The 8,852-nt window shown below is 57.6% G+C and carries 10 protein-coding genes; 9 read left to right on the forward strand and 1 reads right to left on the reverse strand.

Going from position 1 to position 8,852, the window contains the following annotated elements; translation table 11 throughout:
- Positions 1-68: 68 nt before the first annotated feature.
- A complete protein-coding gene (locus A3GO_RS0101705; protein WP_029131923.1) occupies positions 69-410 on the reverse strand; it encodes a S24 family peptidase in 342 nt (113 codons plus the stop codon).
- Between the two features lie 55 nt (positions 411-465).
- On the opposite strand from A3GO_RS0101705, the gene A3GO_RS0101710 reads away from it, so the two are divergent.
- From A3GO_RS0101710 to A3GO_RS0101745, 9 genes are all read left to right on the forward strand, one after another.
- A complete protein-coding gene (locus A3GO_RS0101710) occupies positions 466-2,274 on the forward strand; it encodes an ABCB family ABC transporter ATP-binding protein/permease (protein WP_029131924.1) in 1,809 nt (602 codons plus the stop codon).
- Between the two features lie 70 nt (positions 2,275-2,344).
- Entirely contained in the window at positions 2,345-3,490 is a 1,146-nt protein-coding gene (locus A3GO_RS0101715) for a tRNA nucleotidyltransferase/poly(A) polymerase-related protein (RefSeq protein ID WP_029131925.1), read from the forward strand.
- Positions 3,491-3,687: 197 nt separating this feature from the next.
- A complete protein-coding gene (locus A3GO_RS22135) occupies positions 3,688-5,343 on the forward strand; it encodes an ATP-binding protein (protein ID WP_245621639.1) in 1,656 nt (551 codons plus the stop codon).
- Positions 5,343-5,990 carry a response regulator gene (locus A3GO_RS0101725; RefSeq protein ID WP_029131926.1) on the forward strand — a complete coding sequence of 216 codons (648 nt, stop codon included), beginning with the start codon at positions 5,343-5,345 and terminating at the stop codon, positions 5,988-5,990. The genes A3GO_RS22135 and A3GO_RS0101725 overlap by 1 nt, the downstream gene beginning before the upstream one ends.
- Positions 5,991-6,036: 46 nt before the next feature.
- Positions 6,037-6,504 (forward strand): rhodanese-like domain-containing protein, encoded by a 468-nt coding sequence (locus tag A3GO_RS0101730; protein WP_029131927.1) that lies wholly within the window; start codon positions 6,037-6,039, stop codon positions 6,502-6,504.
- Between the two features lie 525 nt (positions 6,505-7,029).
- Positions 7,030-7,305, forward strand: coding sequence for a hypothetical protein (locus A3GO_RS0101735; RefSeq protein WP_029131928.1), 276 nt, complete (start codon positions 7,030-7,032; stop codon positions 7,303-7,305).
- A 173-nt stretch (positions 7,306-7,478) separates the two neighbouring features.
- Positions 7,479-8,102 carry a hypothetical protein gene (locus A3GO_RS0101740; protein ID WP_029131929.1) on the forward strand — a complete coding sequence of 208 codons (624 nt, stop codon included), beginning with the start codon at positions 7,479-7,481 and terminating at the stop codon, positions 8,100-8,102.
- Between the two features lie 146 nt (positions 8,103-8,248).
- Positions 8,249-8,530, forward strand: coding sequence for a type II toxin-antitoxin system RelE/ParE family toxin (locus tag A3GO_RS22140; protein ID WP_037374394.1), 282 nt, complete (start codon positions 8,249-8,251; stop codon positions 8,528-8,530).
- 1 nt (position 8,531) lies between these two features.
- The gene (locus tag A3GO_RS0101745; protein ID WP_029131930.1) at positions 8,532-8,792 is read left to right on the forward strand and encodes a helix-turn-helix domain-containing protein; all 261 of its coding nucleotides are present in this window, start codon (positions 8,532-8,534) and stop codon (positions 8,790-8,792) included.
- Positions 8,793-8,852 lie beyond the last annotated feature (60 nt).

Raw genomic sequence — 8,852 nt, forward strand, 5'->3', positions numbered from 1 at the left:
GATTCGTTCCTCATCCCAACCTACAGAGTCCGCTCTGGAGCGTGGAAGAACTCCGGTTCCCGAATCGATCAACTCACCAGGCCGTTGTTCTCTTCGTAGGGCTTGTAGTGCTTGATCTTGCGGCGGATATTGCGCTGGACAATCACCCCTTCAATTTTATGGTTGGTTCCGGACAAGGGTATGCTAGGGTACTGCGGGTTCAGCGCGACCAGCTGCGCATGACCCTGGCCGTCGCGGATCCATTGGCGGAACAGTCGCTCGCCATCCACGGTGATGATGACGTAGGCGCCGCTGGCACACACCTCGGAGGGTTCGATGACGATGATACACTTGGCCGGAAATTCCGGTTCCATGCTGTCATCCAGTACCTGCAGGGCGTAAAGTTCGTTGTAACTGCAATCTTGTGTCATAGCTGTTGGCCCAGGAATTCCGCTGTATTAGTAAATTATTAAACAGTCTCTCTATATGGCACACAATCGTCAAGCCCAGGCGCGTCCCCACCGTGATCGACGCGACTGGAAGAACCTCAGAAATATGCTTCCCTACCTCTGGAATTACCGGGGGCGAGCCCTGCTGGCCCTGGGCTGCCTGGTGTCGGCCAAGGTGGCCAATGTGGGTATTCCCGTGGTGCTCAAGGAGATTGTCGACGGTATGGAGCGCAGTCAGCAGACGCTGCTGATCCTGCCGGTAGCCCTGCTGATCGGCTATGGCGCCCTGCGGATCAGCAGCACCCTGTTTAATGAGCTGCGCGACGTGGTGTTTGCCCGGGTGCGTTACCACGCCATGCGGCGACTGGCCACCGAGGTGCTGACCCATCTGCACCGGCTCTCGCTCGGGTTTCATCTGGGACGCCAGACCGGCGCCATCAGCCGGGACCTGGATCGCGGTACCCGCAGCGTCAGCTCCATCCTCAACTACATGGTGTTCAGCATCATCCCGATGGTGGTGGAGTTCTCGCTGGTGGCGGTGATCCTGCTCACCAACTATGACCTGATCTTTACCCTGGTCACCTTCGGTACCGTGGCGGTCTATATCGCCTTCACATTTGCCGTGACCGAGTGGCGCATGGATTACCGCCACACCATGAACCGGCTGGAGTCCCAGTCCAATTCACGGGCGGTGGACAGCCTGATCAACTACGAAACGGTCAAGTATTTCGGCAATGAGCAGCTTGAACTGGAGCGCTTCGATAGCACCCTCAACGAGTGGGAGGAGGCGGCGGTAAAGAGCCAGAACTCCATGTCCATGCTCAATTTCGGCCAGGGGGGCATTATCGGTCTCGGTGTGACCGCCATCATGTTCTTCGCCGCCGGCGGCGTGGTGGACGGCAGCATGTCCATCGGTGACCTGGTGCTGGTCAACGCCTTCCTGTTGCAGCTGTTCATCCCGCTCAATTTCCTCGGCATGGTCTATCGCCAGATCAAATACTCCCTGGCGGACATGGATCTCATCTTCAAGCTGATGGAGCAGCAACCGGAGATACAGGATCGCCCGGAGGCTCCGCCCCTGCAACTCAAGCGGGGCGAGGTGCGTTTCCAGCATGTCGGTTTCTCCTATATACCGGAGCGGGAGATCCTGCGGGATGTGGATTTTACCATTCGCCCTGGCGAGAAGGTGGCGGTGGTGGGGCACAGCGGGGCCGGCAAATCGACCCTCTCCCGGCTGCTGTTCCGTTTTTACGATGTGACGCACGGAGCGGTGCTGGTGGATGGCCAGGATGTGCGGGCGGTGACCCAGGAGAGCCTGCGCCAGGTGATCGGGGTGGTGCCGCAGGATACCGTGCTGTTCAATGACACCATCTACTACAACCTGGCCTATGGGCGCCCCGAGGCAACCCGGGAGGAGATCGAGGCGGCGGCGGGCATGGCCCATATCCGGCATTTTATCGAATCCCTGCCGCAGGGTTATCAGACCCTGGTGGGAGAGCGGGGGTTGAAGCTTTCCGGTGGCGAGAAACAGCGCATTGCCATCGCCCGGGCGATCCTCAAACAACCGCGGATTCTGGTCTTTGACGAGGCGACCTCGTCACTGGATACCCAGACCGAGCAGGCGATTCTGGAAACCATGCGGGAGGTGGCGCAGAACCACACCACCCTGGTCATTGCCCACCGGCTCTCCACTGTGGTGGATGCCGACCAGATCCTGGTGATGGATCAGGGACGAATTATTGAACGTGGCAGTCACCGGCAACTGCTGGAGCAGGCGGGGGTCTACCGGGAGATGTGGCAGCTGCAACAGGAGGAGCGAAAGATGCAAGTGGAGCAGGCGATATGAAAAATTGGCAGGATAGACAATTTTCACGGCCGCAGGCCGCCCGACAGAGTGCGGCACAGGGAGGTGCCGCATGAACATCTATCTGGTAGGTGGGGCGGTGCGCGACAGGTTGCTGGGCCTTCTGGTCAAGGACCGGGACTGGCTGGTGGTGGGCGCTACCGAGGCGGAGATGCTGGAGCGGGGCTTTATCCGTGCCGACGGACTCTTTCCGGTGTTCCTGCATCCCGATACAAAAGAGGAGTACGCGCTGGCACGTCGCGAAACCAAGACCGAGCCGGGCTACAAGGGTTTCAGCGTGGAGTACGGGCCGGATGTCACCCTGGAGCAGGATCTGCGGCGGCGGGACTTCACCATCAACGCCCTGGTGCAGGACGAGGACGGTGAGGTGATCGATCTGGTGGGAGGGCTGGAGGATATCGAACAGCGCCGGCTCCGGCATATTACCCCGGCCTTCACCGAGGACCCGGTACGGTTGCTGCGCGGCGCACGTTTTATTGCCCGCCTGTCGAAGCAGGGCTTCTCCCTGGCCCATGAGACCTTCAACCTGATGAAGCAGATGGCAACCCCGGAAGAGCTGGCGGCGCTCAAGCCGGAGCGTATCTGGCAGGAGATGATACGCGCCCTGAATGAGCCGGAGCCGTGGCGGTTTTTCGAGACCTTGCAGCGCTGCGGCGCACTGGCCCTGATGTTGCCGGTGCTGGCCGAGGCGATCGGTGGAGACGCCTCGCACGCGGAGCAGCCGGCCAGCGAGCCGATTCTGGCGCTGAAGCGCGCGGTGGCCGCGGAGGCCGGTCCGCTGGTCCGTTTTGCCGCGTTGTTTCATTCCCTCTGTCAGGGACCTGCCCGTACCCGTTGGCTTAAGGAGGCGCTGCCGGTGGAACGGGACTATCTGGACCTGCTGGCCCAGGTACAGGGGGTGGCACGCTTCTATCCGTTGGCTGCCCAACGCGATGCCGAGGCGACGCTGGATCTGCTGATCCGTGGGCGGGCGCGCCAGCAACCGGAGCGCTTTCATCGTCTGATAACGTCGTGTGGCGTTATCTGGCCCGAGCAGTCGGCGCAGGCGGCCAACTGGCTGGCGGATGCCGGGCGTGCCATGGCCTCCATCTCGCCCGCCAGGCTCAGTAAAGAGGGTTTGCAGGGGGCGGAACTGGGTCGGGTGCTGCGGGAGCGGCAGATTGCGGCCATTGCGGCAGCCGCCGGTGCTGCTGAGTAGCGCGTTTGTTACCGACCGTCCCGCCGGTGAAGTTGGGCGCCCCGCGGGTGCAGTGAAATAGCGCATGGGCTGTGGCGGTGGACACAGTCCTCTCGATGGATGCGCTGTTTCCTCTGTAATCGGAAATCATGCTAAATTAGCAACTTCGAATACAGCATTGCAGTATCCGCCCCATGCATATCCAGACAAGGTGAACGATGAACAAGGCCATGACGAACGAAGAGAAGACCCCTCGTTCTCCTGTGCCTGAGGGTGGTGGCCTGCTGATGACCATGGTGAGCCGCTATCCCTATCTGCAGGTGCTGGTGGCCGCCCGTATGCTCGGGCCGCTGATTACCCTCGCCGCCGTTCTGCTGTTCAGCTTGCTGCTGCTGCTCTGGTATACCCCGGGTGCGGATTCCGGGATTTTCCGGCTGCTGTTTCTGGCCGCCATCCTGGTGGCGATAGGCGCCTTTATCGTCGGCGTCAACCGCCTGCGTAACCGGCTGCTGGCCCCGCTGGTGCAGCTGGAGCGGGCGGTGGGGGATGTCTGCCAGGGAGAGCCCTGGACAACACTCATCTTTGATGACGTGGGGGTGCTGGGTCCGCTGGCCCGGGATCTGGACAGCCTCAGCAGCGAGCTGATCGATCTCTACGAAGATATGGACAACCGGGTGGCGCGGCAGACCCGAAGGCTGGCCCAGCAGACCACCGGATTGAAGGCGCTCTACGACGTGGCAGCCAGCATCAATCAGGTGGATGACATGGATGAGCTGCTGCTGCGGTTTCTGCGCGTGCTCAAGGAGATGGCGCACGGCGTGGCCGCCACGGTTCAGTTGACCACTTCCCAGGGCCTGATGCGGCTGGTGGGCAGTATCGGGCCGGATGACCGGGTCCTGACCGAAAGTGAACAGCTGCCGGTGCCGCTGTGTCAGTGTGGCAAGGCGCTCTCCAGTGGTGATGTGCTCTGCGAGCACGATGCGGTGGCCTGTTCCCGGCGCAACAGTCGCCACATGTACGGCAGTGATGAGCTGGAGCAGATCACCATCCCGTTGAAGTTTCATGGTGATGTGCTGGGACTCTACCGTCTGCTGATCAAGAAATCGTCCATGGAGGGGCGTGAAGAGACCTATGACCTGCTCTACACCATCGGCAGCCATCTGGGTATCGCCATTGCCAAGCACCGCTCGGATGAAGAGGCGCGGCGGCTCTCCATTATCGAGGAGCGCACCGCCCTGGCTCATGAGCTGCACGATTCCCTGGCCCAGACCCTGGCCAGTCTGCGCTTCCAGGTACGTATGCTGGACGAGACCCTGGAACAGGAGCCGGGGGACAACTCGCTGGCGCGCAACGAGCTGGAGCGCATCAAGAACGGCCTGGACGAGGCGCATACCGAGCTGCGGGAACTGCTCAATAACTTCCTGGCCCCGGTGGATCAGCGCGGATTGATCCTGGCACTGGAGAAGATGACCCAGCGCTTCCGTCAGGACACCGGTGTCTCCATCTTCTTCCAGTCGGGCTGCCGCCAGGTGAACATGGGGGCCAGCGAGGAGATGCAGCTGCTGCGTATCGTGCAGGAGAGTCTGGCCAATATCCGTAAACACGCCAGGGCGCATACTGTGCGGGTGCTGCTTACCTGCAGCGCCGATGGAGAATACCGGTTGCTGGTGGAAGACGACGGCGTTGGCTTTGACAATGTCAGGCCGCACGGCAATCCGGGCGAGCATATCGGGCTATCAATCATGGAGGAGCGGGCCAGAAGGGTGGGCGCCGAACTCAAGATCGAGAGCGAGCCTGGCGAAGGCACCCGGGTGGAGTTGACCTATAATCCGGGCCAGGGCGCCCGCAAGAGCGAGCAGAAAGAGATCAGCTGATGCGTATCCTGTTAATCGATGACCATGCGCTGTTTCGAATCGGACTCCAGGAGCTGTTGCAGCGCCGGGGAATCAATGTGATCGGCGCCTTTGGCAACTGCCAGGAAGGCATCGAATTGGCGGCGCGTGAACGTCCCGATGTGGTGCTGCTGGATATGCGTATGCCCGACATGAGCGGCATCGAGGTGCTGCACGTGTTGCGCGAGAAAGGACTCACCATGCCGATCGCCATGCTCACCACCAGCCGCGAAGAGAGCGATGTAATCAATTCCCTGCAGGGCGGCGCCCAGGGTTATCTGCTCAAAGACATGGAACCGGACGAGCTGATCAACGCCCTGCGCGCCATAGTCGGCGGTGCCACCATCGTCGCCCCGGAGCTTACCGGCATCCTGGCCAAGGCGGTGCAGGGTGAGAGCCAGACGGCCGCGACCAGGGACATCTTCTCCGATCTCACCCCGCGCGAGGCCGAGATCCTCTGCCTGCTGGCCGATGGCCAGAGCAACAAGGTGATTGCGCGCAATCTGGGCATCTCCGACGGCACCGTCAAACTGCACGTCAAATCCATCCTGCGCAAACTCAATGTGCACTCGCGGGTCGAGGCGGCGGTGATCGCCGTGGAGCAAGCCCTCTGTTCCCGTGAGCCGTAACCCGTTTCATCAACGATAAACCAACGCAGTAACAGGACTTATCACTATGATGCGTTTTATAGAACTGATCCGTAGCTGTCTGACGGATGTAAAAGAGATCATGCCGTGGGATCTGGAAGAGCGGCAACTGGCCAATCCCGATCTGTTGATCGTCGATGTACGGGAACCGGAAGAGTTCGCCGCCATGCACATCCCTGGCTCCATGAACGTACCGCGCGGCATCCTCGAATCCGCCTGCGAGTGGGACTATGAAGAGACCGAGCCGGAACTGGTAGAGGCGCGCGACCGCGAGATCGTGGTGGTCTGCCGCTCCGGCTATCGCAGCGTACTGGCCGCCAACTCCCTGCAGGTGCTCGGCTTCAACAACGTCGCCTCACTCAAGACCGGCCTGCGCGGCTGGAACGACTACGAACAGCCGCTGGTCAACGCCAACGAACAGCCGGTGGACGTGGAAGACGGAGACGACTACTTCACCACCAAACTGCGGCCGGAGCAGATGCGGCCGACGGGCTGAATCTGTTCCCGCTCCGTGCGGCGGGGTGTCCCTAGTGCCAGCAAGGACAATATTCAGATCTCTCCGTAGGTTGGGATGAGGAACGAATCCCAACAAAAGGGATCGGCCGTTCCCTCGGTGAAGGTTAAACCCCCCTGGATGTTGGGTTCGCAAGCTTACCCCAACAAGTGGCGTTGAATCGTCGTGTTGCCTGTTGGGGTTCGCCTTGCTCACCCCAACCTACGCACTCCCGTGACACCGGTACCAACAACGCGCTATTTGGGCGCTCTAGACACCCAGCTTCCCACCAGGGATAAACCGTTTCATTCCCGTGGAATTGTCTGCTAATCTAGTCGGAATTTAAGGATTGCCCGCTTGGTTGGATGCTGAATATCTCCTAATCCGGTCTCCTGGGCGAGTCAATTTCATCAAGCTAGGCGGGATAATGCGTAGAACTATAAGTCGCTTTTTACAAATAATGCGCGAGCAACATTTCTCAAGAAATGCGCGAGACGCATAATCAGCTGTTAGGCGTAAAAAGAAGAAATGGATATTTGTGGAATAACTGTCACACCGGCGCAACTCACCCAAGTGGGGCTGGCAATTGGTTTCGTCGGTTCTCTGTTACTAGCTTTTTCGGTGAAGATCGGCACCATTAGCGAAGGTGGTCAAATAATCTTCAACGGGCTAGATCCTATGCGCCCTGCGGAAGAGAACAAAAAGAAAGTGTTGAACTCGCATCGGCGCAATCGGTATTTCACGCCCATAGGTTGGTTTTTATTGGCGGCGTCTTTTGCTCTGCAGTTTGCGGGTACTCTGTGAGCAATTCGGCTGCAAATGAAGAATCGCCTAACAAGTCGGTCAAGCCGTTCGCCTGCGGCTCACTCGGACGTTCAGCACTCCGCACTTGCTCGGGCATGGCTTCGCCATTTTTCCCCGAGCAAGCGCTCCATACTGAACGCCGCTTACCTGGGCGTTATATGCGGTAAGCCATCATGGAAGAAAGATTCCAAAGGAAGTCGATAAGCAACATTCTCAACCAGCTAAGCAGAGACGATGCTCTGAGGGTTGTTGCGCTTTCGCTAGCCGCGAATGACTTAAATATTAATGTAGAAGCGCTTGGAAAATTTCCAGAGTCAGAGAATATTTTCTTTTTTGTAACTTCTCTTTCAATCTTGCGGGAGCTTGCAAAGTTGGTTGCTGGGATTAATGAGGCCGCATTCCAAGGAAGAATGTCCAAGGATACAATTTCCTTGCTTAGTAAAGTGAAGGCATCTTTAGCCTCGTTTGAAGCAGATAGCCTCGTAAAAGAAACATTGAAGCCAATACGAGACGTGACATTTCACTATAACCATTTGAACAAAAAGGGTGAGATGGGCAGGCTCATCGATCAGGCGCTATCTGAAGTCATAGAGAAAGACACCTTAGAGCTTGGTTTCTCAGATGATGTCAATTCTGCCATGGGGCAGCGCTATTTCTTCGCCGAGAAATTCCGATCCGGCATATTGAACCAACTATTGAGCAGTGAGCTGGTCTCGATCATCAGCGTGGCGTCTGTCGACAGCGTATCGCTGGTTGATTCGTTGCTGTCAGATCTCAAGAAAAATAATGAATTATAAAAAAGCATATAACAAGGCCATAAAAACGGACGTCAAAAACTGCGCCGGTCGTTCCTCCCTCTGCAGTTTTAGCCCCCGGTTATGGCAGCGTTACGCATTAAAATCCTTGTTGACATACTAAAAACAGTATATATACTATATATGGTATGTGGCAAATCTACGAACACCGGAAGGTCCCGAGGCAGCTGAGTAAGATTCCAAAGGAAATCTTGCAACGTTACGAAAAATGGAAAGATATAGTACGACTATCTGGACCTGACGGCTTAAAGCTCATCCGCGGCTTTAATGATGAGGCCTTGAAGGGGGATTGGAAGGGATTTCGCTCGTCGCGACTAAATCAACAATACCGAGTAATTTATACAATTGAACGCGACAATGTTCTCGTAAAAGTTGTAGAAGTAACTCCTCACGACTATCGGAGGAAATGATATGAAAGAGTACCAAAAAGCCAAGAAGACTACGGATGTATCGGTTGGTGATTCTGTTCGCATTATCCGTGAACTACAGGAGCTAAGCCAGAATCAATTAGCCGTATTGACCGGTATTCCACAATCTACTCTGTCAGCGATTGAGAATAATCGAGTGAGCTTGGGTGTTGAAAGGGCGAAGGTATTAGCGAAAGCGCTACGCTGCCATCCTGCCGTGTTGGTATTTCCAGGCTGGGAGCTTGATGATAGTAAAGCAGCGTAACCAGTTGCACCAGCCGATACGACACCGCTGCGCGGCGGCTTCCGGCTGTGCAAAGCGTTA

Source organism: Sedimenticola selenatireducens DSM 17993, from assembly GCF_000428045.1.
Lineage (GTDB): Bacteria > Pseudomonadota > Gammaproteobacteria > Chromatiales > Chromatiaceae > Sedimenticola > Sedimenticola selenatireducens.

Excerpts from the sequence above, each read along its gene's own strand:
- A3GO_RS0101705 (WP_029131923.1), bottom strand. The coding sequence starts at position 410 with ATGACACAAGATTGCAGTTACAACGAACTTTACGCCCTGCAGGTACTG.
- A3GO_RS0101710 (WP_029131924.1), top strand. The coding sequence starts at position 466 with ATGGCACACAATCGTCAAGCCCAGGCGCGTCCCCACCGTGATCGACGC.
- A3GO_RS0101715 (WP_029131925.1), top strand. The coding sequence starts at position 2,345 with ATGAACATCTATCTGGTAGGTGGGGCGGTGCGCGACAGGTTGCTGGGC.
- A3GO_RS22135 (WP_245621639.1), top strand. The coding sequence starts at position 3,688 with ATGAACAAGGCCATGACGAACGAAGAGAAGACCCCTCGTTCTCCTGTG.
- A3GO_RS0101725 (WP_029131926.1), top strand. The coding sequence starts at position 5,343 with ATGCGTATCCTGTTAATCGATGACCATGCGCTGTTTCGAATCGGACTC.
- A3GO_RS0101730 (WP_029131927.1), top strand. The coding sequence starts at position 6,037 with ATGATGCGTTTTATAGAACTGATCCGTAGCTGTCTGACGGATGTAAAA.
- A3GO_RS0101735 (WP_029131928.1), top strand. The coding sequence starts at position 7,030 with ATGGATATTTGTGGAATAACTGTCACACCGGCGCAACTCACCCAAGTG.
- A3GO_RS0101740 (WP_029131929.1), top strand. The coding sequence starts at position 7,479 with ATGGAAGAAAGATTCCAAAGGAAGTCGATAAGCAACATTCTCAACCAG.
- A3GO_RS22140 (WP_037374394.1), top strand. The coding sequence starts at position 8,249 with ATGTGGCAAATCTACGAACACCGGAAGGTCCCGAGGCAGCTGAGTAAG.
- A3GO_RS0101745 (WP_029131930.1), top strand. The coding sequence starts at position 8,532 with ATGAAAGAGTACCAAAAAGCCAAGAAGACTACGGATGTATCGGTTGGT.